This window comes from Streptomyces sp. NPDC048191, from assembly GCF_040652655.1.
GTDB lineage: Bacteria > Actinomycetota > Actinomycetes > Streptomycetales > Streptomycetaceae > Streptomyces.
In genome coordinates this window covers 302651-324615 of sequence record NZ_JBEZMO010000002.1, presented here as the reverse complement: position 1 = coordinate 324615, position 21965 = coordinate 302651, and the positions used below count along the sequence as shown (strand labels likewise).

The 21965-nt window shown below is 71.9% G+C and carries 19 protein-coding genes and 4 pseudogenes; 15 read left to right on the top strand and 8 right to left on the bottom strand.

The genetic code is table 11. The annotated features are described in order from the left end of the window. The first annotated feature begins 4 nt into the window (after positions 1-4). Complete coding sequence (hisF, locus tag AB0D93_RS04510) at positions 5-760, top strand: imidazole glycerol phosphate synthase subunit HisF (RefSeq protein ID WP_362112786.1); 756 nt, start codon at positions 5-7, stop codon at positions 758-760. A 140-nt stretch (positions 761-900) separates the two neighbouring features. Here the strand turns inward: hisF and AB0D93_RS04505 are convergent, their stop codons facing one another. Continuing rightward, positions 901-1299, bottom strand: coding sequence for a VOC family protein (locus AB0D93_RS04505; RefSeq protein WP_362112783.1), 399 nt, complete (start codon positions 1297-1299; stop codon positions 901-903). Positions 1300-1311: 12 nt separating this feature from the next. After that, positions 1312-1947 (bottom strand): TIGR03085 family metal-binding protein, encoded by a 636-nt coding sequence (locus AB0D93_RS04500; protein ID WP_362112780.1) that lies wholly within the window; start codon positions 1945-1947, stop codon positions 1312-1314. A 74-nt stretch (positions 1948-2021) separates the two neighbouring features. On the opposite strand from AB0D93_RS04500, the gene hisI reads away from it, so the two are divergent. From hisI to lgt, 11 genes are all read left to right on the top strand, one after another. After that, positions 2022-2483, top strand: coding sequence for a phosphoribosyl-AMP cyclohydrolase (hisI, locus tag AB0D93_RS04495; protein ID WP_362112777.1), 462 nt, complete (start codon positions 2022-2024; stop codon positions 2481-2483). Positions 2484-2494: 11 nt separating this feature from the next. Next, positions 2495-3973 (top strand): anthranilate synthase component I, encoded by a 1479-nt coding sequence (locus tag AB0D93_RS04490; RefSeq protein WP_362112774.1) that lies wholly within the window; start codon positions 2495-2497, stop codon positions 3971-3973. A 72-nt stretch (positions 3974-4045) separates the two neighbouring features. After that, positions 4046-4684: a TIGR02234 family membrane protein gene (locus tag AB0D93_RS04485; RefSeq protein ID WP_362112771.1), complete on the top strand. Its 639-nt coding sequence runs from the start codon at positions 4046-4048 to the stop codon at positions 4682-4684. 171 nt (positions 4685-4855) lie between these two features. Beyond that, the gene (locus AB0D93_RS04480) at positions 4856-5116 is read left to right on the top strand and encodes an HGxxPAAW family protein (RefSeq protein WP_362112768.1); all 261 of its coding nucleotides are present in this window, start codon (positions 4856-4858) and stop codon (positions 5114-5116) included. A gap of 196 nt (positions 5117-5312) precedes the next feature. Next, entirely contained in the window at positions 5313-5705 is a 393-nt protein-coding gene (locus AB0D93_RS04475) for a DUF2752 domain-containing protein (RefSeq protein WP_362113508.1), read from the top strand. Positions 5706-5839: 134 nt separating this feature from the next. Further along, positions 5840-6649, top strand: coding sequence for an indole-3-glycerol phosphate synthase TrpC (trpC, locus tag AB0D93_RS04470; protein WP_362112765.1), 810 nt, complete (start codon positions 5840-5842; stop codon positions 6647-6649). A 21-nt stretch (positions 6650-6670) separates the two neighbouring features. Then, complete coding sequence (locus AB0D93_RS04465; protein WP_362112762.1) at positions 6671-6877, top strand: tryptophan synthase subunit(beta); 207 nt, start codon at positions 6671-6673, stop codon at positions 6875-6877. A gap of 69 nt (positions 6878-6946) precedes the next feature. Continuing rightward, the gene (trpB, locus tag AB0D93_RS04460; RefSeq protein ID WP_362112759.1) at positions 6947-8230 is read left to right on the top strand and encodes a tryptophan synthase subunit beta; all 1284 of its coding nucleotides are present in this window, start codon (positions 6947-6949) and stop codon (positions 8228-8230) included. Then, positions 8227-9045: a tryptophan synthase subunit alpha gene (gene trpA, locus AB0D93_RS04455; protein ID WP_362112756.1), complete on the top strand. Its 819-nt coding sequence runs from the start codon at positions 8227-8229 to the stop codon at positions 9043-9045. Before trpB ends, trpA begins: the two co-directional genes overlap by 4 nt. Before the next feature lie 89 nt (positions 9046-9134). Continuing rightward, the gene (locus tag AB0D93_RS04450; protein WP_362112753.1) at positions 9135-9911 is read left to right on the top strand and encodes a thioredoxin domain-containing protein; all 777 of its coding nucleotides are present in this window, start codon (positions 9135-9137) and stop codon (positions 9909-9911) included. A 101-nt stretch (positions 9912-10012) separates the two neighbouring features. Further along, positions 10013-11029: a prolipoprotein diacylglyceryl transferase gene (lgt, locus tag AB0D93_RS04445; RefSeq protein ID WP_362112750.1), complete on the top strand. Its 1017-nt coding sequence runs from the start codon at positions 10013-10015 to the stop codon at positions 11027-11029. A gap of 70 nt (positions 11030-11099) precedes the next feature. On the opposite strand, the pseudogene AB0D93_RS04440 reads toward lgt, so the two are convergent. The 6 genes and pseudogenes from AB0D93_RS04440 to AB0D93_RS04415 all read right to left on the bottom strand — a co-directional run. Then, a pseudogene (locus AB0D93_RS04440) lies at positions 11100-11341 on the bottom strand (CoA ester lyase); the annotation flags it as partial. Positions 11342-11382: 41 nt separating this feature from the next. Beyond that, positions 11383-11496 (bottom strand): annotated as a pseudogene (locus AB0D93_RS04435) (CoA transferase); the annotation flags it as partial. A gap of 198 nt (positions 11497-11694) precedes the next feature. After that, positions 11695-12588, bottom strand: coding sequence for a ribokinase (gene rbsK, locus AB0D93_RS04430; protein WP_362112747.1), 894 nt, complete (start codon positions 12586-12588; stop codon positions 11695-11697). Further along, the gene (locus tag AB0D93_RS04425) at positions 12585-13967 is read right to left on the bottom strand and encodes an ADP-ribosylglycohydrolase family protein (RefSeq protein ID WP_362112744.1); all 1383 of its coding nucleotides are present in this window, start codon (positions 13965-13967) and stop codon (positions 12585-12587) included. The genes rbsK and AB0D93_RS04425 overlap by 4 nt, the downstream gene beginning before the upstream one ends. Then, positions 13955-14140: pseudogene (locus AB0D93_RS04420) on the bottom strand (ADP-ribosylglycohydrolase family protein); the annotation flags it as partial. The gene AB0D93_RS04425 and the pseudogene AB0D93_RS04420, both read right to left, overlap by 13 nt. Before the next feature lie 59 nt (positions 14141-14199). Continuing rightward, a pseudogene (locus AB0D93_RS04415) lies at positions 14200-14480 on the bottom strand (ADP-ribosylglycohydrolase family protein); the annotation flags it as partial. 220 nt (positions 14481-14700) lie between these two features. On the opposite strand from AB0D93_RS04415, the gene AB0D93_RS04410 reads away from it, so the two are divergent. From AB0D93_RS04410 to AB0D93_RS04400, 3 genes are all read left to right on the top strand, one after another. Then, complete coding sequence (locus tag AB0D93_RS04410; protein WP_362112741.1) at positions 14701-15432, top strand: VIT1/CCC1 transporter family protein; 732 nt, start codon at positions 14701-14703, stop codon at positions 15430-15432. A 479-nt stretch (positions 15433-15911) separates the two neighbouring features. After that, positions 15912-20504 (top strand): glutamate synthase large subunit, encoded by a 4593-nt coding sequence (gene gltB, locus AB0D93_RS04405; protein WP_362112738.1) that lies wholly within the window; start codon positions 15912-15914, stop codon positions 20502-20504. Then, positions 20497-21960 (top strand): glutamate synthase subunit beta, encoded by a 1464-nt coding sequence (locus AB0D93_RS04400; RefSeq protein WP_362112735.1) that lies wholly within the window; start codon positions 20497-20499, stop codon positions 21958-21960. The genes gltB and AB0D93_RS04400 overlap by 8 nt, the downstream gene beginning before the upstream one ends. The last annotated feature ends 5 nt before the right edge of the window (positions 21961-21965 follow it).

The following is a 21965-nucleotide window of genomic DNA, read 5'->3' as shown; positions in this document are numbered from 1 at the left end:
AGTCATGACCCTGGCGGTCCGAGTCATCCCCTGCCTGGACGTGGACAACGGCCGGGTCGTCAAGGGCGTCAACTTCCAGAACCTGCGCGACGCGGGCGACCCCGTCGAGATGGCCAAGGTGTACGACGCCGAGGGCGCCGACGAGCTGACGTTCCTGGACATCACCGCGTCCTCCGGCAACCGGGAGACCACCTACGACGTGGTGCGCCGCACCGCCGAGCAGGTGTTCATCCCGCTGACGGTCGGCGGCGGCGTCCGCACGGCCGAGGACGTGGACAAGCTGCTGCGGGCGGGCGCGGACAAGGTGGGCGTGAACACGGCCGCCATCGCGCGCCCCGACCTGATCCGCGAGATCGCCGAGCGCTTCGGCCGGCAGGTGCTGGTGCTGTCGGTGGACGCCCGCCGCACCGGGTCGGGGTCCTTCGAGGTCACCACCCACGGCGGCCGCAAGGGCACGGGCATCGACGCCGTCGAGTGGGCGCACCGGGCGGCCGAGCTGGGGGCGGGCGAGATCCTGCTCAACTCTATGGACGCCGACGGCACCAAGGACGGCTACGACCTGGAGATGATCGCGGCCGTCCGGAAGCACGTGACCGTCCCGGTGATCGCCTCGGGCGGCGCCGGCAAGCTGGCCGACTTCCCGCCGGCCGTCGGTGCGGGCGCGGACGCGGTGCTCGCCGCCTCCGTCTTCCACTTCGGTGACCTGCGGATCGGCGAGGTGAAGCAGACGCTGCGGGAGGCGGGGCATCCCGTTCGGTAGTCCGAGGTATCCCGAAGGCCAGGCAGATCATGGCCGACTTCGAGGAGCGGTTCCCGGCGGGGCTGACGAAGCCGACCTGACGGAGACCGCCCGACTGCTGCGCGAGTGGGCCGCCTGACCGGGCGACCGGTGCCGGTGTTTCACTCCTTCGGCTGGACCAGTTGGACCAGATTGCCGCAGGTGTCGTCGAACACCGCGGCCAGCACCGGGCCCTGCCGCTGTGGCTCGTGCGTGAAGCGGACACCCCGGCCGGTCAGTCGCTCGTACTCCGACCCGAGGTCGTCCACGGAGAAGACGATGCACGGGATGCCGGCCTCGTACAGCGCCCGCCGGTACGGCTCGGCGATCGGGCCCTGGCCCGGTTCCAGCAGCAGCTGGAGATCCGGCTGGCCGCCCTGCGCGGCCCCGACCGTGACGAATAGCGTGCCGCCGCCCAGGTCCATGTGGGTGCGGGTCTCGAAACCGAGGACCTCCGTGTAGAAGGCGTGCGCCTGCGCGACGTCGTCCACGTACACCCCGGTCATGGCCACCTTGATCACGGGGCGGCCCTCTCAGATGCCCAGCTGCCTGGAGTCGTGCAGCCTGGTGATCGCGTCCGTCTCGCCGTCCACCTCCACCTCGGCCGCGTCCTGCCGGCCGAACGCGAACATCAGCAGCTCCGACGGCTCACCGGTCACCGTCACCACCGGGGCGCCCCGGTGCGCCACCGCCGTCTGCCCGTCCGGACGGCGCAGCACCAGACCCGTCGGCACCCCCCGGGCCACCAGCCGGGCGGTGCGCTCCAGCCGGGACCACAGGGCTTCCTGGAAGACGGAGTCCAGCTCGCGCGGGCTCCAGTCGGGCTGGGCGCGGCGGACGTCCTCCGTGTGGATGTAGAACTCGACGATGTTGGCCGCCTCGTCGACCTGCTTGAGCTGGAAGGGCGAGAAGCGCGGCGGGCCGGTACGGATCAGCTGGATGAGCTCCTCGTACGGCTTCGCGGTGTACTCGGCCATCACCTTCTCCAGGCGCGGCGCGAGCTGCTTGATCAGCGTGCCCCCGGCCGCGTCGGGGCGGCGCTCGCGCACGATCACGTGCGCGGCCAGATCCCGGGTCCGCCAGCCCTCGCAGAGGGTCTCGGCGTCCGGCCCCACGGTTTCCAAGAGGTCGGCGAGCAGGAGCCGTTCACGCTTGGCGAAGGTCGACATGGAGTCAGCCTACGACTCCGCGCCGAGTCCGCGCAGTGGACACGGCACCGGCTCCACCGGAGCCGCGCGGCACAATGGCACCCATGACCAGTACGACCGGGACGCCCGCCCGTCGCCCGACCACCGCCCCTGACCGAGACGGCTCGCGCCGCAGCGTTCCCCCCAGCAGCCTCGCCCCGGAGATCGCCGCCCGCCTCAAGCGCAGCCCCGACGGTCTCCTGCCCGCCATCGCCCAGCAGTACGACACCGGTGAGGTGCTCATGCTCGGCTGGATGGACGACGAGGCGCTGCACCGCACGCTGACCACCGGCCGCTGCACCTACTGGTCGCGCAGCCGCCAGGAGTACTGGGTCAAGGGCGACACCTCGGGCCACTTCCAGTGGGTGAAGGCGGTCGCGCTGGACTGCGACGCCGACACCGTGCTGGTCAAGGTCGACCAGGTGGGCGCGGCCTGTCACACCGGCGCACGTACCTGCTTCGACGAGGACGTGCTGCTCAAGGACGCGAATTCCGCCGTTCCGGCAAACGATCAGTAAGGTCAGCCGCCATGGACCTCGAGACCTTCCGCAAGCTCGCCACCGACCGCCGCGTCATCCCGGTCACGCGCAAGCTGCTCGCCGACGGCGACACCCCGGTCGCGCTCTACCGCAAACTGGCCGCCGAGCGCCCCGGCACCTTCCTGCTGGAGTCCGCGGAGAACGGCCGCTCCTGGTCCCGGTACTCCTTCGTCGGGGTCCGCTCCGCCGGGACGCTGACCGAGCGCGACGGACAGGCCCACTGGCTCGGCACCCCGCCCGTCGGCGTCCCCGTCGACGGCGACCCCCTGAAGGCCCTGCGCGCCACGCTGCAGACCCTGCACACCCCGCAGCAGGAAGGCCTGCCGCCCTTCACCGGCGGCATGGTCGGCTACCTGGGCTACGACATCGTCCGCCGCCTGGAGAAGATCGGCCCCGGCGAGCGCGACGACCTGAAGCTCCCCGAGCTGACCATGCTCCTGACCAGCGACCTCGCCGTCATGGACCACTGGGAGGGCTCCGTCCTGCTGATCGCCAACGCGATCAACCACAACGACCTCGACACCGGTGTGGACGAGGCCTACGCCGACGCCGTGGCCCGGCTCGACGCGATGGAGGCCGACCTCGCGCGCGCGGTCCCCCAGCCCCCGGCCGTGCTGCCGCCCTCCGAGCTGCCCGAGTACACCGCGCTGTGGGGCGGCCCGGACTTCCAGGTGGCCGTCGAGGACGTCAAGGAGCGCATCCGCGCGGGCGAGGCCTTCCAGGTCGTGCCCTCCCAGCGCTTCGAGACCCCGTGCACGGCGAGCGCCCTGGACGTCTACCGGGTGCTGCGGGCCACGAACCCGTCGCCGTACATGTACCTGTTCCGCTTCGACGGCTTCGACGTCGTCGGCTCCTCCCCCGAGGCCCTGGTCAAGGTCGAGGACGGGCGCGCGATGGTCCACCCCATCGCCGGCACCCGGCCCCGCGGCACCACCCCGCAGGAGGACCAGGCCCTCGCCGAGGAGCTGATGGCCGACCCCAAGGAGCGCGCCGAGCACCTGATGCTGGTGGACCTCGGCCGCAACGACCTCGGCCGGGTCTGCCGGCCCGGCTCGGTCGAGGTGGTCGACTTCATGTCCGTCGAGCGCTACTCGCACGTGATGCACATCGTCTCGACGGTCACCGGTACGGTGGCCGACGGCCGCACCGCCTTCGACGTGCTCACCGCCTGCTTCCCGGCGGGCACCCTCTCCGGCGCCCCCAAGCCCCGCGCGATGCAGATCATCGACGAGCTGGAACCCTCCCGGCGCGGCCTGTACGGCGGCTGCGTGGGCTACCTGGACTTCGCCGGCGACTCCGACACCGCGATCGCCATCCGTACGGCGCTGCTCCGGGACGGCACGGCCTACGTCCAGGCGGGCGCCGGCATCGTCGCCGACTCGAACCCGGTGGCCGAGGACCAGGAGTGCCGCAACAAGGCGGCCGCGGTGCTCCGGGCCGTGCACACCGCCAACCGGCTGGGCGGGTAGGGATCTTCCCGGCGCGATGGGGCGCTTCTCATACGAACCCCGGGTGACGGTTCGCCCGGGGTCCGGGCGATAGTGGAGTACGTGACTGCTGTACCTCACCCCCGTACCGAAGCCGCCGCACCCGTCCGGTCCGGCCGGCGCAGCCTCGCCCTGGCCCTCCTGTGCGGTGCGCTCGGCGCGGCCGTGGCGCTGCTCGCGACCCGGCAGCGCTGGGCGGAGGGCACCGCGACGGTGGCCGGCGGCGCGTTCCCGCTCACCGTCAAGGGCAGCGACGTCACGGGCGTCCCCGCGGCCCTCGCCATAGTGGGCCTCGCCGCGCTCGTCGCCGTCTTCGCCGTCCGCAGGGCCGGCCGCTTCGTCGTCGCCGGGCTGCTCGCGCTCTGCGGTGCCGGCATCGCGGCCGCCGCCCTCGTGGCCGCCACCGACGACTCCGCGCTGGACGACAAGGCCGCCCAGGCCAGCGGCGACACCTCCGCCACCGTCACCGCGCTCAGCCACACCGGCTGGCCCTACGTCGCGGCCGTCGGCGGGGTGCTGATCCTGCTGGCCGGCCTGCTGGCGCTGCGCTACGGCCGTCTGTGGCCCGCCATGTCCGGCCGCTACGAGCGCGGCGGCGACCGCCCGCGGCCCAGGGCCCGGCCGGTGGACCCGGAGCGGCCGGAGGAGATCTGGAAGGCCCTGGACCGGGGCGAGGACCCGACCGGCGCCTGACCCGGCCCGCCGGATGTGGCGAACCAGACGCCACCCCCGCGTCCGCCGCGCGCGTGCGTACGGGACAATGGACGACGAGCGTCCGGCTCGGACAGTGACGGGCGGGCTCGGAGCCGTACGACACGTACGCCGCTCTCCTGGGACACGTACACAGCAACGAGGAGCACAGACATGGCGGGCAGCAGCCACGGCCACGGTCACACCCCGGCCGCCTGGACCGGTGTCATCATTTCCTTCATCGGTTTCTGCGTCGCGGGCGCCTTCATGGTGATGGCCCAGCCGGTCGGCTTCTGGGCCGGCATGGTGCTCATCGTCGGCGGTGCGGTGGTCGGCGGCATCATGCGTGCCATGGGCCTCGGCGCGCAGCAGGCCCCCCTCAAGGTGGCCGGCACCCCGGTCGCGACCCGCGAGCCGGCCGGCGTGGAGAGCTGAGCTCACCCCACCCTTCACGAGGGGCGGCCCGGCACCCGGACAGGGTGCGGGCCGCCCCTCGTCGTGTGCGGCGGACCGGCGTGCGCCGTGCCGGGCGGGGAGCGACAATGATCGGGTGAACGTCCCGCCCACGGCATCGCCTCGCACCCCGCAGGCCGTCCCCCGTGACGTTTCGGCCACCGTCCCGGCCGGCCCGCTGTGGCGGCGCCTCGCCGTCCCGGCGGGGGTCCTCGCGGTCGTCGCCGGGGCCTTCGCGTACGTCGGCGCCGTGGACCCGAACGAGCCCGGCCACTACCCCGTCTGCCCGCTGTACCGGCTCACCGGGCTGTACTGCCCCGGCTGCGGCGGGCTGCGCGGCGCGCACGCCTTCGTCCACGGCGACCTCCTCACCGCCCTGCGCGACAACGCGCCGGGTGTCGCCGCCTACCTGGGCTTCGCGGTGCTGTGGACCCTGTGGGTGGCCGGCGCCGTGCGTGGCCGGCCGGTCCGGCTGGATCCGCGTCCGGCGCACCTGTGGGCGGCCGGCGCGCTGCTGCTGGTGTTCACGGCTGTCCGGAACCTGCCGTCGGTCGGCTGGTTGCACCCTTGATCACTGGGGGAGCGTCCAGCTACTGGGACCGGTGTCCACCGGATGCGAGGGCTCCGGCCTCCTCCGGATACCATCGCAGTGACCACGGGTTTTCAAGACCTGAAGGAACCACCGTCTGAAAGGGGGCCGCTCGCGTGAGTGTGCTCGACGAGATCATCGACGGAGTCCGTGCCGACCTCGCAGAGCGGCAGGCACGCGTCAGCCTCGACGAGCTCAAGGAGCGCGCGGCCAAGGCTCCCGCCGCCAAGGACGGGGTGGCCGCGCTCAAGGGCGACGGCGTCAAGGTGATCTGCGAGGTCAAGCGCTCCAGCCCCTCCAAGGGCGCGTTGGCGGCGATCGCCGACCCGGCCGGGCTCGCCGCGGACTACGAGGCGGGCGGCGCGGCCGTCATCTCCGTCCTCACCGAACAGCGCCGCTTCGGCGGTTCGCTCGCCGACCTCGAGGCCGTCCGCGCCCGCGTGGACATCCCGGTGCTCCGCAAGGACTTCATCGTGACCTCGTACCAGCTGTGGGAGGCCCGGGCGTACGGCGCCGACCTCGCGCTGCTGATCGTGGCCGCCCTGGACCAGCCGGCCCTGGAGTCGCTGATCGAGCGTGCGGTGTCGATCGGGCTGACCCCGCTCGTCGAGGTGCACGACGAGGACGAGGTCGAGCGTGCCGTGGACGCGGGTGCCAGGATCATCGGCGTCAACGCGCGCAACCTGAAGACGCTGGAGGTCGACCGCGGCACGTTCGAGCGGGTCGCGCCGGAGATCCCGGACCACCTGGTCAAGGTCGCCGAATCCGGTGTCCGCGGCCCGCACGACCTGATCGCCTACGCCAACGCCGGCGCCGACGCGGTACTGGTCGGCGAGTCCCTGGTCACCGGCCGTGACCCGAAGACCGCCGTCGCCGACCTGGTCGCCGCGGGCGAACATCCCGCTCTGCGCCACGGCCGGAGCTGATCACCGGGTAGGCTGACACCGATGAACCTCACCGTGACGACCGTGGACCGCTACGCCCGCCTGGCGCGCGGCTGCCGCCCGAGGGGCTGCCGCGCCCCCGCGCGGCGTGTGCACGGTCGTCGCGTGCGGTACGTCATCGGCGACGAGCCCGGGCAGGTCAACGGCATGCGATGGCAGCGCGCCCCGAAGGGGCGCGGGGAACTGCGCGACCAGCCACACACGGCCTGAGGTCGTACGACGAACTCCGCCCCCACGGCGAATAGTGTCTTTCACACGCACTCACCGTGAGGTTCCGGCATGCCCAGCAACTTCTTCTTCCCTGACCCCACCGGCCAGGTCCCCAGTGCCGAGGGCTACTTCGGCGCGTTCGGCGGCAAGTTCATCCCGGAGGCCCTCGTCGCCGCCGTGGACGAGGTCGCCGTCGAGTACGACAAGGCCAAGCACGACCCCGAGTTCGCCCGGGAGCTCGACGACCTGATGGTCAACTACACCGGCCGCCCCAGCTCTCTCACCGAGGTCCCCCGTTTCGCCGAACACGCTGGTGGCGCCCGGGTGTTCCTCAAGCGGGAGGACCTCAACCACACCGGCTCCCACAAGATCAACAACGTGCTCGGCCAGGCCCTGCTCACCAAGCGGATGGGCAAGACGCGCGTGATCGCGGAGACCGGTGCCGGACAGCACGGCGTCGCGACCGCCACCGCCTGCGCCCTCTTCGGCCTCGACTGCACCATCTACATGGGTGAGGTCGACACCCGGCGCCAGGCCCTGAACGTCGCCCGCATGCGCATGCTGGGCGCCGAGGTCGTGTCCGTGAAGTCCGGCAGCCGTACGCTCAAGGACGCCATCAACGAGGCGTTCCGCGACTGGGTGGCGAACGTCGACCACACCCACTACCTGTTCGGTACGGTGGCCGGCCCGCACCCCTTCCCGGCCATGGTCCGCGACTTCCACCGCGTGATCGGCGTGGAGGCCCGCCGCCAGCTCCTGGAGCGCGCCGGCCGGCTGCCCGACGCCGCGATCGCGTGCGTCGGCGGCGGCTCCAACGCCATCGGCCTCTTCCACGCCTTCATCCCCGACGAGGGCGTCCGGCTCATCGGCTGCGAGCCCGCCGGCCACGGCATCGAGACCGGCGAGCACGCGGCCACGCTCACCGCCGGTGAGCCCGGCATCCTGCACGGCTCCCGGTCGTACGTCCTGCAGGACGACGAGGGCCAGATCACCGAGCCGTACTCGATCTCGGCCGGTCTGGACTACCCGGGCATCGGCCCCGAGCACTCCTACCTGAAGGACTCGGGCCGCGGCGAGTACCGCGCGGTCACCGACGACGCGGCCATGCAGGCCCTGCGCCTGCTGTCCCGTACCGAGGGCATCATCCCGGCGATCGAGAGCGCCCACGCCCTGGCCGGCGCCCTGGAGGTCGGCAGGGAGCTGGGCGAGGACGGCCTGATCGTCGTCAACCTCTCCGGCCGCGGTGACAAGGACATGGACACCGCCGCCCGCTACTTCGGCCTCTACGACACCGACGCCGAGGTGGCCGCCGACGAAGCCGACACCGCCGAGATCGAGGGGGACGCCAAGTGAGCGGGAACATTCGGCTGCTGACCGACACCCTCGCCGCCGCCAAGGCGGAGGGCCGGTCCGCACTCATCGCCTACCTCCCGGCCGGGTTCCCGACCGTGGACGGCGGCATCGAGGCGATCAAGGCCGTCTTCGACGGCGGGGCCGACGTCGTGGAGGTGGGCCTGCCGCACAGCGACCCCGTCCTCGACGGCCCGGTCATCCAGACCGCCGACGACATCGCCCTGCGCGGCGGGGTCCGGATCGCCGACGTCATGCGGACGGTCCGGGAGGCGTACGCGGCGACCGGGAAGCCCGTGCTCGTCATGACGTACTGGAACCCCATCGACCGCTACGGCGTCGAGCGGTTCACCGCCGAGCTGGCCGAGGCGGGTGGCGCCGGCTGCATCCTGCCCGACCTGCCCGTCCAGGAGTCGGAGCTGTGGCGGGAGCACGCCGAGAAGCACGGTCTCGCGACGGTCTTCGTCGTGGCACCGAGCAGCAGGGACGAGCGGCTCGCCGAGATCACCGCGGCGGGCAGCGGCTTCGTGTACGCGGCCTCGCTGATGGGTGTCACCGGCACCCGCGAATCCGTCGGCGCGCAGGCCCAGGACCTGGTCGAGCGCACCCGCGCCACCAGCACCGAGCTGGCCGTCTGCGTCGGACTCGGCGTCTCCAACGGCGCTCAGGCCGCCGAGGTGGCCGGCTTCGCCGACGGCGTCATCGTCGGCTCGGCCTTCGTGAAGCGGATGCTGGAAGCCCCCGACCACGCCTCGGGTGTCGTGGCGGTCCGCGAGCTCGCCGGGGAACTGGCCAAGGGCGTGCGCGGACAGGCGTAACCGTCAGTAATCGGAAACATTCGGTCACTCGAACGAGTGGACCTGGGACCGGGGAGGCGCGCTGCGCCTCCCCGGTTCGTTCTGGGGGTGTGAGCGAGAAGAACCGTGACGGAAAGCGCGCCGCCAGGGAGCGGCTGGCGGTGGAGCGCGAGAAGCAGAAGTCCGCGGAGAAGCGACGGCGCGCCCTCATCGTGGGCGCGAGCGTGGTCTGCGTCCTGGGCCTCGCGGCGGTGATCGGCGTGATCGCCGCGAACTCCGGCAAGAACAAGGGCGGCGAGAAGGCGGGGCCGGTCGTGGCGCCCTCGGGCGCGCAGGGCAAGGACAGCCTCGCGATCCCGGTCGGCAAGGACAACGCCAAAGCGACGCTCACCGTCTGGGAGGACGTCCGCTGCCCGGCCTGTCAGGCCTTCGAGGTCGCCTACCGCCCAACGCTCCACGAACTGGTCGACTCCGGCAAACTCAGAATCGAGTACCACCTGATCCGGCTGATCGACGGCAACCTCGGCGGTACCGGCTCCCTGCGCGGCGCCAACGCCGCGGCCTGCGCCCAGGACGCCGGAAAGTTCCGCGACTACCACGACGTGCTGTACGCGAACCAGCCCAAGGAGAGCGACGACGCCTACGCCGACAACGCCAAGCTGATCGAGCTGGCCGGCAAGGTCGGCGGCCTGGACACGCCCGCCTTCCAGAAGTGCGTCAAGGACGGCACCCACGACAGCTGGGTCGACAAGGCCCACAAGGCCTTCCAGACCAGCGGCTTCGACAGTACGCCCACGGTCCTGCTGAACGGGAAGGACATCTACAAGGACCACACCCTGACCCCGGCCAAGCTCAAGCAGATGGTGGAGGCGGCCAACCGCGGGTGATGATCTTCCTTCCGCCGCCCGTTTTCTCACTCCCCCGTTATGGACCCGTAGCCGGGCTGCTTGCCGTCCCCGCGGCCCGGCACGGTAGCGTCGGACTTGCCATGGAACTTGCCTACATTCCCAGCCCGTCGCGCGGGGTGCTCTATCTCGGGCCCATCCCGCTGCGCGGCTACGCCTTCTGCATCATCATCGGCGTCTTCGTCGCCGTCTGGCTCGGCAACAAGCGCTGGATCGCCCGCGGCGGGCGGGCCGGCACCGTCGCCGACATCGCGGTCTGGGCTGTGCCGTTCGGTCTGGTCGGCGGCCGTCTGTACCACGTGATCACGGACTACGAGCTCTACTTCAGCCCGGGCCGTGACTGGGTGGACGCCTTCAAGGTGTGGCAGGGCGGCCTGGGCATCTGGGGCGCGATCGCGCTCGGCGCGCTCGGCGCGTGGATCGGCGCGCGGCGCCGGGGTGTCCCGATGCCCGCCTACGCCGACGCCGTCGCGCCGGGTATCGCCTTCGCGCAGGCCATCGGCCGCTGGGGCAACTGGTTCAACCAGGAGCTGTACGGCCGTGAGACGCATGTTCCCTGGGCACTGCACATCACCTCCTCCGAGGGCGGCCGGGTACCGGGCTACTACCACCCGACCTTCCTCTACGAGTCCCTGTGGTGCATCGGCGTGGCCCTCCTCGTCATCTGGGCCGACCGCCGCTTCAAGCTGGGCCACGGCCGGGCGTTCGCCCTGTACGTCGCCGCCTACTGCGTGGGCCGCGGCTGGATCGAGTACATGCGCGTGGACGACGCGCACCACATCCTGGGCCTCCGCCTGAACGACTGGACCGCGATGATCGTGTTCCTGCTGGCGGTGGCGTACATCGTGGTGTCGTCGAAGCTACGGCCGGGACGGGAAGCCGTCGTCGAGCCGGGTGTCTCCGACGGCCCGGCCGAGGGTACGGAGGGTGCCGGCGAGGCGCAGGACGACGCCGACCAGGCCGGCAAGGCCGGCAAGGCCGAGGCCGAGCCGGATGCCGTGGAGGCCGAGCCCGACGCCGTGACGGCGGAGGACGAGAAGGAACAGGCGGAGGCGGCCGAGTCGGCGGAGTCGGCGGAGTCGGCGTCCAAGAAGAGCTGACCGCGGGTCGTACGACGCCGAGGGCGCCCGGAGACCGTCCGGGCGCCCTCGGCGTGTGCGGCACACCCTGTCACAGCCGGTACCGCGCCGGCGCCACCGCCGCCGCGTCGACGAAGCGGCCGTCGGGCAGCGCCTGGGCGCCCTCTTCCGTGGCCGTCGCCTTCAGGACCGTCTCGGCGTGCTCTATCTCCGCCGGAGTGGGCAGGTAGGCCCGTTCGATCACCGGCAACTGCCGGGGTGGATCGCCGCGCGGCCCAGGAAGCCCAGGGCCCGGCCGTGGGCGCAGGAGGCGGCGAGGCCGTCCAGGTCGCGGCCGCCTCGCCGAGCGCGATGCCCCGCAGGGCCGGGCGCGCGGTGGCGAACCACGGCTCCTCGATCAGCTCCGGGCGGCCCACCAGGCGCATCACCCGCTCCGCGACCGACTGGGCGGAGGTGGAGACGGCGACCCACAGGCCGTCGGCGGTGCGGGGCCCAGCTGGTCGTACCAGGCGACGTGGGGGCCGAGGACCGCCGGCCGAGCACCTTCCATCACAGGCCGACGCCGTGCTGGGCCCGGCCGTGCCCACGGGAGGGGTCGGGCCGTCGCGGACGCTCGACCTTGATCACCTCGGCGCCGAGAGGGACGGTGTCGTCGTACTCATGCGTCGTACCTCATGCGCCGCACCTCACGCGGTGAACCGGGCGTCGATCTCGGGGCGGTACGGCATCGACGCCGACGCTCCCACCCGCTGTACGGAGATCGCCGCGGCGGCCGCCGCCCAGGACAGCGCCTCCCGCACCGGCTTCTCCTCGGCGAGGGCCACCGCGAGCGCACCCACGAAGGTGTCACCGGCGCCCGTGGAATCGACGGCGGTCACCCGTGGCGCCGGGATCACCAGCGGGTCGGCGCCCCGGGCCAGATACAGGCTGCCGGTCGCGCCGAGGGTGACGACGACCTCGGGCACCAGGTCCAGCAGGGCGGCGGCCGCCTCGCGCGGGTCGGTGCGGCCGGTGAGGGTGACCGCCTCGTACTCGTTGGGTACCAACAGGTCGGTCGCGGCGAGGAGTTCGTCGGGCAACGGCTGGGCGGGCGAGGGGGTCAGGACGGTACGGACCCCGTGCCGGCGGGCCGCCTGAGCGCCCGCGACGACCGCGGCCAGCGGGATCTCCAGTTGCAGCAGCAGGGCGTCGGCGGAGGCGAGCACGCCCTCGTCGCCGGGGGAGAGGTGGTCGACGGTGCCATTCGCGCCGGGGATGACGACGATGGAGTTGGCGCCCTCCTCGTCCACCACGATGTGCGCGGTGCCGGACGGCCCCTCGACCGTACGCAGGAAGTCGGTGTCCACGCCGGAGTGTTCGAGGGTGTCGCGCAGCCGCAGGCCGAAGGCGTCGTTGCCGACCGCGCCGATCATCGAGACGGTGGCGCCGGCGCGGGCCGCGGCGATCGCCTGGTTGGAGCCCTTGCCGCCGGGGATGGTGTGGAACTCCCGCCCCGTCACGGTCTCGCCGCGCTGCGGGGCCTTGGTGACGTAGGTGACGAGGTCCATGTTGGTGCTGCCGAGGACGACGATGTGGGTCATGAGCGGGTCGTCTCCAGGTGGGTGAGGTGGGCGAGGGTGTCGAAGCCGGTGCCGTCGAAGTCGGCGACGGTCGTGGCGAGCCGGTTCTTCAGCGGGGCCCGCCAGCGGTCGGGCAGCGCGGCCGGGTCGCCCGCGAGCAGCCCGGCGATGCTGCCGGCCGTGGCGCCGACCGAGTCCGTGTCCCAGCCACCCGACACCGCCCGGCAGACGGCGCCGGAGAAGTCGCCGTCCGCGTGGGTGAGGGCGGCGGTGAGCAGGGCGGTGTTGGGGACTGCGTGGACCCAGTGGTGGGCGGGGGAGTAGCGGGCGTGGAGTTCGTCGACGACGTCGTCGAAGTCGGCGTGGGAGCCGGCCAGTTGCACGGCGTGGTCGATCGCCCGGGCGAGCCGGGAGCGGGGCGGGATCACCCGGCGGCCGGTGCGCAGGCAGGCGTGGACGTCGTGGCCGCCACCGGCCGCGGTGGCGATCACGGCGGCCGTGAACATGGCCGCGTAGACGCCGTTCGCGGTGTGGCTGAGGACCGCGTCGCGGTGCGCCTGTTCGGCGGCGGCCGCCGGGTCGCCGGCGTTGGTCCAGCCGTGCACGTCGGCGCGGATCAGGGCGCCGGTCCACTCGCGGAAGGGGTTGCGGTGGCGGGCCGTGTGCGGGGGTTCGATGCCGCTGAGGAGGTTGCGGTAGGCGACGCGTTCGGCGGTGAAGGTGCGGCCGGGCGGGAGTTCGTCCAGCCAGAGCCGGGCCACGTCGGCGGTGGTGAAGGTCTTTCCGTGCCGGCGCAGCAGGAGCAGGTTCAGCAGGGGGCGGTCGAGGTCGTCGTCCTGCGGCATGCCGTCGATGTTCTCGGCGAGGGACGTGGGGGCGGAGCGGCGGTTCCAGGGGTACTGGGCGAGGAGGTCGTCCGGGACGCCGACGGCGGTGAAGTAGGTGGTGAGGGGCCAGTTGCCGGCGGCCCGGGCGAGGGCGCGGATGCCGTCGAGGGGCAGCTTTTCGACGGGCCTGCCGAGGAGGCAGCCGATGGCCCGGCCCAGCCAGGCGGCTTCGAGGGCTTCCCGGGCCGGTGCCGGCCCGGTGCGAGGCCCGCCTGCCCGCGTCGGCGGAGCCGGCCAGTCCGGGCACAGGGACCTGATGCGGGCCAGGTTCGTCGGCTCGTCGTGGTGCAAGCCGCTGGGGAGGTCGGCCAGCTCGTCCAGGAGGTCTTCCGCCAGGAGGCGCAGATACCGGGAGACGCCGTGTGCGGACGCTCCCGCGCGGACCGGCGCGTCCGGGCCGCCCGCCGCCCGCCAGCGGGCCTCGATCGCCGACGGCTCCCGCCCGTCCAGGCGCGCCTGGCGGAGCTCGTGGGCCAGGAGGTCCTCCGGCTGGACCCAGGTCAGTCGGAGCATCCGGTGCCTCCGAGAGCCGCGAACGCCTGCTCGTGGGCGCGCCGGCGGCGTACGTCCCGCGCGAAGACCTCGCGCGCGACACCGGGGAGCGTGCGGGCCGGTTCCCACAGGTCCAGGCGGCTGGCCTCGGCCACCGTCTTCGCCCAGTCCTCCGGCACGGGCGAGCCGAGGGACGGACTGCTGCTTTCTTGCTCTTCGAGTCCTTTGGGCTCATTGGGCGTCATGTCCCGAATCATCCTCCTGGGCGGGCCGGTTGTGCGGCTTCCCGGAGTCCGGCGAGTTCCACCAGGTCGGTGCCGGTGAGGCGGGGCAGGGCGCAGCCGGACAGCGTGCGGCAGGCGGTGCGGCCGCGCCACCGCCGAGGGCTCCGGCGAGGGCGGGGTGGAGTCGGCGACCCGGGACAGGCAGACGGCGGCGGGCACGGCCTCGGTGATTCGGCCGCCGGCGGCGGTGGCTGGCCGGCGCGAGGGCGACCGGGACGGTCTCGGCGGCGGCGATGCCGTAGCTGTAGACGAAGGCAGCCGGACCACGAAGACGCTGTGCGGATGTGTGCCGCAGTGCGGCGCGGCGCGAGCCTCCCCGGGATTCGCGCTGCCCTCTTGAACGGGCAAAGGTGCAGGTTAGCCCAGCCTTTCCTTGCTGGCGGGAATGGATGAATCGGCGTAGGTTCAGCGTTGTCGAAAAGTAGAACTCGTCCAAAGTTAGCTTTGGCTAAGCTATCCCGGGGGTCCGCATGGCCGTCATAGAAACCCAGGCCACGCTGCACGAGGCGCACCGTGACAACCACACCCACCGCGACGTCAACGGCGGCTGGCTGCGCCCCGCCGTCTTCGGCGCCATGGACGGCCTCGTCTCCAACCTCGCCCTGATGACCGGTGTGGCCGGCGGAGCCGTGAGCCAGCAGACCATTGTCATCACCGGCCTCGCGGGGCTCGCCGCCGGTGCCTTCTCCATGGCGGCCGGCGAGTACACCTCCGTCGCCTCCCAGCGGGAGCTGGTCGAGGCCGAGCTCGATGTCGAGCGCCGTGAGCTGCGCAAGCACCCCCAGGACGAGGAGGACGAGCTCGCCGCACTCTACGTCGCCCGGGGCGTCGAGCCCGACCTGGCCCGGGAGGTCGCCCGGCAGCTGTCCAAGGATCCCGAGCAGGCCCTGGAGATCCACGCCCGCGAGGAACTGGGCATCGATCCCGGTGACCTGCCCTCGCCGCTGGTCGCCGCCGTCTCCTCCTTCGGCTCCTTCGCCCTCGGCGCCCTGCTGCCCCTGCTGCCGTATCTGCTCGGCGCGCATGTGCTCTGGCCCGCCGTGCTGCTCGCCCTCGCCGGACTCTTCGGCTGCGGCGCCGTCGTGGCCAAGGTGACCGCGCGCAGCTGGTGGTACAGCGGGCTCAGGCAGCTCGCGCTGGGCGGTGCCGCGGCCGGTGTGACGTACGCCCTGGGCAGTCTGTTCGGAACGGCCGTAGGATAGCGCTGCCGGTACTTATGCGTTGGGCCGCATAAGTAGCCGCCAATTCCCGTTACTCGCTGGTTTCGACCGCGTGACCACCGGGCATGAGCCGTAAGCGCTGTGGGCAATGACGCCTGCCGCACCCCGTGGGGTGAGTGAAGACGCTCCCCCCGCTCCCCTTGGGCCGCCGGACGCCGATCCGACCGATCTTGTCCGCAGCGGTCCCCTCACGCGTTCGCCGCCACCGCGCGGCACCCCCGGCCGCCCCGCGCGGTCCCCGCCGCGACCGTGCGGCACCCCCGCCGCCAGGCGCGGCACCCCGCCGTCACCGTGCGGCACCACGGCCACGGACCCCGTGGCGTCCGCATGCTGGAACGGAGTATCCGGTTCCCGGGAACGCCTCCATCATGTAACCTGCACGAAATTTCGCCACTTTCGCAGAGGGCCAACGTCGTCCCTCGGCACTTGCCACATGCCTCATGACGACGACGGGAGAGCCGATGCGTACGCCGCGCCAGCCGTCCCAGCATTCCGCGAATGGCCAGAACTGGTCCTTCATGGATGCTCGCCCTGCTGCGCAGGGTATGTACGACCCCCGCAACGAACACGACGCCTGTGGCGTCGGTTTCGTCGCCACCCTCACCGGCGAGGCGTCCCACACGCTTGTCGAGCAGGCGCTCACCGTCCTGCGCAACCTGGAGCACCGCGGTGCCACCGGCTCCGAGCCCGACTCGGGCGACGGCGCGGGCATCCTCTCCCAGGTCCCCGACGCCTTCTTCCGCGAGGTGGCCGGATTCGAACTGCCCGCCGCCGGCTCTTACGCCGTCGGTATCGCCTTCCTGCCGACGGAGGGCACCGAGGACGCCGTCTCACAGATCGAGACGATCGCCGGCGAGGAGGGCCTCACCGTCCTCGGCTGGCGTGAGGTTCCGGTCGCCCCCGAGCTGCTGGGCGCCACCGCCCGCTCCACCATGCCGGTCTTCCGGCAGATCTTCGTCGCCGACCACGCCAGCGAGGGCATCGCGCTGGACCGCAAGGCGTTCGTGCTGCGCAAGCGCGCCGAGCGCGAGGCCGGTGTCTACTTCCCGTCGCTCTCCGCGCGCACGATCGTGTACAAAGGCATGCTGACCACCGGCCAGCTGGAGCCCTTCTTCCCGGACCTGTCCGACCGCCGCTTCGCCTCCGCGATCGCGCTCGTACACTCCCGGTTCTCCACGAACACCTTCCCGTCGTGGCCCCTCGCGCACCCCTACCGCTTCGTCGCCCACAACGGTGAGATCAACACCGTCAAGGGCAACCGCAACTGGATGCGCGCCCGCGAGTCCCAGCTGCTCTCCGACCTGTTCGGCGACAAGGGCCTGGAGCGGATCTTCCCCGTCTGTACGCCGGACGCCTCCGACTCCGCCTCCTTCGACGAGGTGCTGGAGCTGCTGCACCTGGGCGGCCGTTCGCTGCCCCACTCCGTGCTGATGATGATCCCGGAGGCGTGGGAGAACCACGACTCCATGGACCCGGCCCGCCGCGCCTTCTACGGCTTCCACTCCACGATGATGGAGCCCTGGGACGGCCCCGCCTGCGTCACCTTCACCGACGGCACCCAGGTCGGCGCCGTGCTCGACCGCAACGGCCTGCGCCCGGGCCGCTACTGGGTCACCGACGACGGCCTGGTCGTCCTCGGCTCCGAGGTCGGCGTCCTCGACATCGACCCGGCCAAGGTCGTCCGCAAGGGCCGTCTGCAGCCCGGCAAGATGTTCCTGGTCGACACCGCCGAGCACCGCATCATCGAGGACGACGAGGTCAAGGCGACCCTCGCCGCCGAGCAGCCGTACGCCGAGTGGCTGGAGGCCGGCGAGATCGAGCTGGGCGACCTGCCCGAGCGCGAGCACATCGTCCACACCCACGCCTCGGTCACCCGCCGCCAGCAGACCTTCGGCTACACCGAGGAGGAGCTGCGCGTCATCCTCGCGCCGATGGCCCGCACCGGCGCCGAGCCGATCGGCTCCATGGGCACGGACTCGCCGATCGCGGCCCTGTCCGAGCGCCCGCGGCTGCTCTTCGACTACTTCACCCAGCTGTTCGCGCAGGTCACCAACCCGCCGCTGGACGCGATCCGCGAGGAGCTGGTCACCTCCCTGCGCTCGTCGCTGGGCCCGCAGGGCAACCTGCTCGACCCGACCGCCGCCTCCTGCCGGTCCGTCGTGCTGCCCTTCCCGGTCATCGACAACGACGAGCTGGCCAAGCTCATCCACATCAACGCCGACGGCGACATGCCCGGCTTCAAGGCCGCGACCCTGTCGGGCCTGTACCGGGTCTCCGGCGGCGGTGACTCGCTCGCCGCGCGCATCGAGGAGATCTGCGCCGAGGCCGACGCCGCCATCGAGAACGGCGCCCGCCTGATCGTCCTGTCGGACCGCCACTCGGACGCCGAGCACGCCCCGATCCCGTCGCTGCTGCTCACCGCGGCCGTCCACCACCACCTCATCCGCACCAAGCAGCGCACCCACGTGGGCCTGCTGGTCGAGGCCGGCGACGTCCGCGAGGTCCACCACGTCGCCCTGCTCATCGGGTTCGGCGCCGCCGCCGTCAACCCGTACCTGGCGATGGAGTCGGTCGAGGACCTGCTGCGTGCCGGTACCTTCCTGAGCGGCCTGGAGCCCGAGAAGGCCATCAAGAACCTGATCTACGCCCTCGGCAAGGGCGTCCTGAAGGTCATGTCGAAGATGGGCATCTCCACCGTCGCCTCCTACCGCGGCGCCCAGGTCTTCGAGGCCGTGGGCCTGGACGAGGCCTTCGTCGAGAAGTACTTCGACGGCACCGCCACCAAGATCGGCGGCGTCGGCATCGACGTCATCGCCGAGGAGGTCGCCGCCCGCCACGCCAAGGCCTACCCGGCCTCCGGCATCGCCCCGGCGCACCGCGCGCTGGAGATCGGCGGCGAGTACCAGTGGCGCCGCGAGGGCGAGCCGCACCTGTTCGACCCGGAGACGGTCTTCCGCCTCCAGCACTCCACGCGCACGGGCCGCTACGACATCTTCAAGAAGTACACCGGCCGGGTGAACGAGCAGTCCGAGCGCCTGATGACGCTCCGCGGGCTCTTCGGCTTCAAGTCCGGCCGCGCCCCGATCTCCATCGACGAGGTGGAGCCGGCGAGCGAGATCGTCAAGCGGTTCTCGACCGGCGCGATGTCGTACGGCTCCATCTCCAAGGAGGCGCACGAGACCCTCGCCATCGCCATGAACCAGCTGGGCGGCAAGTCCAACACCGGTGAGGGCGGCGAGGACCCGGAGCGCCTGTACGACCCGGCGCGCCGCTCGGCGATCAAGCAGGTCGCCTCCGGCCGCTTCGGCGTGACCTCCGAGTACCTGGTCAACGCGGACGACATCCAGATCAAGATGGCTCAGGGCGCCAAGCCCGGTGAGGGCGGCCAGCTGCCCGGCCACAAGGTCTACCCGTGGGTCGCCAAGACCCGGCACTCGACGCCGGGTGTCGGCCTGATCTCCCCGCCGCCGCACCACGACATCTACTCCATCGAGGACCTGGCCCAGCTGATCCACGACCTCAAGAACGCGAACCCGCAGGCGCGGATTCACGTCAAGCTGGTCTCCGAGGTCGGCGTCGGCACGGTCGCCGCGGGTGTCTCCAAGGCGCACGCGGACGTGGTCCTGATCTCCGGTCACGACGGCGGCACCGGTGCCTCGCCTCTCACGAGCCTGAAGCACGCGGGCGGCCCCTGGGAGCTCGGCCTCGCCGAGACCCAGCAGACCCTGCTGCTCAACGGCCTGCGCGACCGCATCGTCGTCCAGACCGACGGCCAGCTCAAGACCGGCCGTGACGTGGTCATCGCCGCGCTGCTGGGCGCCGAGGAGTTCGGTTTCGCGACCGCCCCGCTCGTCGTCTCCGGCTGCGTGATGATGCGCGTCTGCCACCTGGACACCTGCCCGGTCGGCATCGCCACCCAGAACCCGGTGCTGCGCGACCGCTTCGCCGGCAAGGCCGAGTACGTGGTGAACTTCTTCCAGTTCATCGCCGAGGAGGTCCGCGAACTGCTGGCCGAGCTGGGCTTCCGCTCCATCGAGGAGGCCGTCGGCCACGCCGAGGTGCTGGACGTCGAGCGCGCGGTGGACCACTGGAAGGCGCAGGGCCTGAACCTGGAGCCGCTGTTCCACGTGCCGGACCTGCCCGAGGGCGCCGTCCGCCACCAGGTGGTCGCCCAGGACCACGGCCTGGAGAAGGCCCTGGACAACGAGCTGATCAAGCTCGCCGCCGACGCCCTGGCCGCGAACGACGCCACCGAGGCGCAGCCGGTGCGCGCCCAGGTCGCCATCCGCAACATCAACCGCACGGTCGGCACGATGCTCGGCCACGAGGTGACGAAGAAGTTCGGCGGCGCGGGTCTGCCCGACGACACCATCGACATCACCTTCACCGGCTCGGCCGGCCAGTCCTTCGGCGCGTTCCTGCCGCGCGGCGTCACGCTGCGCCTGGAGGGCGACGCCAACGACTACGTCGGCAAGGGCCTCTCCGGTGGCCGTGTCGTCGTCCGCCCGGACCGGGCCGCCGACCACCTCGCCGAGTACTCGACCATCGCGGGCAACACCATCGGCTACGGCGCCACCGGCGGCGAGCTGTTCCTGCGCGGCCGTACCGGTGAGCGGTTCTGCGTCCGCAACTCCGGCGCGCTGGTCGTCTCCGAGGGCGTGGGCGACCACGGCTGCGAGTACATGACCGGTGGTCGCGCGGTCGTCCTCGGCCCGACCGGCCGCAACTTCGCGGCGGGCATGTCCGGCGGCATCGCCTACGTCATCGACCTCGACCGTGACAACGTCAACGCCGGCAACGCCGGCTCGGTCGAGGCGCTGGACGACGCGGACCGGCAGTGGCTGCACGACGTGGTGCGCCGCCACGCCGAGGAGACCGGATCGACGGTCGCCGAGAAGCTGCTCGCCGACTGGGAAGCGGCCGTGGAGCGGTTCAGCAAGATCATCCCCAGCACGTACAAGGCAGTGCTCGCCGCCAAGGACGCCGCCGAGCGAGCCGGTCTCACCGAGACCGAGATCACCGAGAAGATGATGGAGGCGGCGATCAATGGCTGACCCGAAGGGCTTCCTGAACCACGGCCGCGAGGTCGCCAAGACCCGTCCCGTCGGTGAGCGCGTCAAGGACTGGAACGAGGTCTACGTCCCCGGCTCCCTGCTGCCCATCATCAGCAAGCAGGCCAGCCGGTGCATGGACTGCGGCATCCCGTTCTGCCACAACGGCTGTCCGCTGGGGAACCTGATCCCCGAGTGGAACGACTACGCCTACCGCGAGGACTGGACGGCCGCCTCCGAGCGGCTGCATGCGACCAACAACTTCCCGGAGTTCACCGGTCGCCTCTGCCCGGCCCCCTGTGAGTCGGCGTGCGTGCTCGGCATCAACCAGCCGCCGGTCACCATCAAGAACGTCGAGGTCTCGATCATCGACAAGGCCTGGGACGAGGGCACCGTCGCCCCGCAGGCCCCCGAGCGCCTGTCCGGCAAGACGGTCGCGGTCATCGGCTCGGGTCCGTCGGGTCTCGCCGCCGCCCAGCAGTTGACCCGGGCCGGCCACACGGTCGCCGTCTACGAGCGCGCGGACCGCATCGGAGGTCTCCTCCGGTACGGCATCCCCGAGTTCAAGATGGAGAAGCGGCACATCAACCGCCGTATCGAGCAGATGCGCGCGGAGGGCACCCGCTTCCGCACCGGTGTCGAGATCGGCCGCGACATCAACGCCCGTGACCTGAAGAAGCGGTACGACGCGATCGTGATCGCCGCCGGCGCCACCATGGCCCGTGACCTCCCCGTCCCCGGCCGGGAGCTCAAGGGCATCCACCAGGCGATGGAGTACCTGCCGCTGGCGAACAAGGTCCAGGAGGGCGACTACGTCACCGCGCCGATCTCGGCCGAGGGCAAGCACGTCGTCGTCATCGGCGGCGGTGACACCGGCGCGGACTGCGTGGGCACCGCCCACCGCCAGGGCGCGGCCTCGGTCACCCAGCTGGAGATCATGCCCCGTCCGAACGACGAGCGGCACGCGACGAACCAGCCCTGGCCGACCTTCCCGATCCTGTACAAGGTCACCTCGGCCCACGAGGAGGGCGGCGAGCGGATCTACTCCGCCTCCACCACCCACTTCGAGGGCGACGAGGACGGCAACGTGCAGTGGCTGCACCTCGCCGAGGTCGAGTTCGTGGACGGCAAGCTGACCTCGAAGCCGGGCACCGAGCGCAAGATCCCCGCCCAGCTGGTCACCCTCGCCATGGGCTTCACCGGCACCGACCGGGAGAACGGCCTGGTGGAGCAGTTCGGCCTGGACCTCGACGAACGCGGTAACATCGCCCGCGACGCCGACTTCCAGACCAACGTGCCGGGTGTGTTCGTCGCCGGTGACGCCGGCCGCGGCCAGTCCCTCATCGTGTGGGCGATCGCGGAGGGCCGCTCGGCCGCCCGCGGTGTCGACCGGTTCCTGACCGGTGCCAGCGACCTGCCGGCCCCGATCCGCCCGACCGACCGCGCCCTGGCGGTCTGACGGCA

Excerpts from the sequence above, each read along its gene's own strand:
- AB0D93_RS04490 (WP_362112774.1), top strand. The coding sequence starts at position 2,495 with ATGGACCTCGAGACCTTCCGCAAGCTCGCCACCGACCGCCGCGTCATC.
- AB0D93_RS04425 (WP_362112744.1), bottom strand. The coding sequence starts at position 13,967 with ATGCTCCGACTGACCTGGGTCCAGCCGGAGGACCTCCTGGCCCACGAG.
- rbsK (WP_362112747.1), bottom strand. The coding sequence starts at position 12,588 with ATGACCCACATCGTCGTCCTCGGCAGCACCAACATGGACCTCGTCACC.
- AB0D93_RS04410 (WP_362112741.1), top strand. The coding sequence starts at position 14,701 with ATGGCCGTCATAGAAACCCAGGCCACGCTGCACGAGGCGCACCGTGAC.
- trpB (WP_362112759.1), top strand. The coding sequence starts at position 6,947 with ATGCCCAGCAACTTCTTCTTCCCTGACCCCACCGGCCAGGTCCCCAGT.
- AB0D93_RS04400 (WP_362112735.1), top strand. The coding sequence starts at position 20,497 with ATGGCTGACCCGAAGGGCTTCCTGAACCACGGCCGCGAGGTCGCCAAG.
- hisF (WP_362112786.1), top strand. The coding sequence starts at position 5 with ATGACCCTGGCGGTCCGAGTCATCCCCTGCCTGGACGTGGACAACGGC.
- AB0D93_RS04500 (WP_362112780.1), bottom strand. The coding sequence starts at position 1,947 with ATGTCGACCTTCGCCAAGCGTGAACGGCTCCTGCTCGCCGACCTCTTG.
- lgt (WP_362112750.1), top strand. The coding sequence starts at position 10,013 with ATGGAACTTGCCTACATTCCCAGCCCGTCGCGCGGGGTGCTCTATCTC.
- gltB (WP_362112738.1), top strand. The coding sequence starts at position 15,912 with ATGCGTACGCCGCGCCAGCCGTCCCAGCATTCCGCGAATGGCCAGAAC.
- hisI (WP_362112777.1), top strand. The coding sequence starts at position 2,022 with ATGGCACCCATGACCAGTACGACCGGGACGCCCGCCCGTCGCCCGACC.
- AB0D93_RS04480 (WP_362112768.1), top strand. The coding sequence starts at position 4,856 with ATGGCGGGCAGCAGCCACGGCCACGGTCACACCCCGGCCGCCTGGACC.
- AB0D93_RS04465 (WP_362112762.1), top strand. The coding sequence starts at position 6,671 with ATGAACCTCACCGTGACGACCGTGGACCGCTACGCCCGCCTGGCGCGC.